The following is a 1,011-nucleotide window of genomic DNA, read 5'->3' as shown; positions in this document are numbered from 1 at the left end:
GGAAACCACATTGCTTTTGATTTGATGCAAGCCACATTGCGATTGACGAACTTAGGCCAACTGACTGTTGGTGATAAAGTGAATGTTGAGCGAGCCGCAAAATTTGGTGATGAAATTGGCGGGCATAGTATGTCTGGCCACATTACGTTGATGGCGAACTTAGTGGATGTGATCAAGACTGAAAACAACCGCACGCTTTGGTTTGAGTTGCCACAAGAATCAATGAAGTATGTATTGAGCAAGGGTTATATTGGCGTTGATGGTTGTTCATTGACGATAGGTGAAGTGGAAGAGAACCGTTTCTCTGTACACTTGATTCCTGAAACGCTAAATCGCACTTTGTTTGGCAGCCGCGAAGTAGGCGACCAAGTAAATATTGAGTTTGATCCTCAAACACAAGCGATTGTTGATACTGTTGAGCGCGTGCTAGCAAACCAGAAGTCGTAGTAGCGGTTCATCAATAACACTTGCCCTAAAAGCGTTGACTAAGTAAAAATCGAAGATGTTAAAAAAGAGCACATTAAGTGCTCTTTTTCTATTTTTGTGTTTTTCTGGGCTAGCTTCAAAATCGAGGTGTAGCTTTAAATCGAGGTGTAGAGCCAACTCGACAAGAGAGTAGGTGTTAGAAAACTTGTTCGTCGTCTGCATCAATCGAGAGATGGATTCTGTCTCTCAATTCATCAACCTGCATGTCCAGATGAATTGCATTGCAACATGCAGGGCAATCGTCGTAAAAATCTTGGCTCCCATTAGAAGCATCCAGCGTTATGCTAATTGCATGACCACAATGGGGGCAAGAAACATGTTTCTCTGTGTATTTATGCATGGCGAATTATCCTCACTGTAACTTGTACTAATCTCAGTAGCTAACTGTGATTGGTGTTAAACGGCCTGTATCTTCTGAATACACGCCTCAGTTTGTGCTAAATACTCGCCGCCAAATTGATTGCAGTGGTTGAGAAGATGGTACAAATTATAAATGTCTTTCCGTTCAGTATAGCCAACGTCGAG

3 protein-coding genes are annotated in these 1,011 nt (G+C 42.2%); 1 reads left to right on the top strand and 2 read right to left on the bottom strand.

Features of this window, described 5'->3' with window-relative positions; all coding sequences use genetic code 11:
• A partial coding sequence (locus tag AB4496_RS28000; protein ID WP_372133299.1) for a riboflavin synthase subunit alpha occupies positions 1–447 on the top strand: 447 nt, incomplete at its 5' end.
• Positions 448–622: 175 nt separating this feature from the next.
• On the opposite strand, the gene AB4496_RS27995 is transcribed toward AB4496_RS28000, so the two are convergent.
• Positions 623–826 (bottom strand): CPXCG motif-containing cysteine-rich protein, encoded by a 204-nt coding sequence (locus AB4496_RS27995; RefSeq protein WP_012603956.1) that lies wholly within the window; start codon positions 824–826, stop codon positions 623–625.
• A gap of 56 nt (positions 827–882) precedes the next feature.
• The coding region (locus tag AB4496_RS27990) for a fructosamine kinase family protein (RefSeq protein ID WP_372133302.1) at positions 883–1,011 on the bottom strand (129 nt) is incomplete at its 5' end.

The organism is Vibrio sp. 10N.222.46.A1 (assembly GCF_041473595.1).
In the GTDB taxonomy this organism is placed as follows: domain Bacteria; phylum Pseudomonadota; class Gammaproteobacteria; order Enterobacterales; family Vibrionaceae; genus Vibrio; species Vibrio tasmaniensis_A.
The sequence above is the reverse complement of the archived record's forward strand: the minus strand, read 5'-3'. Positions and strand labels throughout refer to the sequence as shown.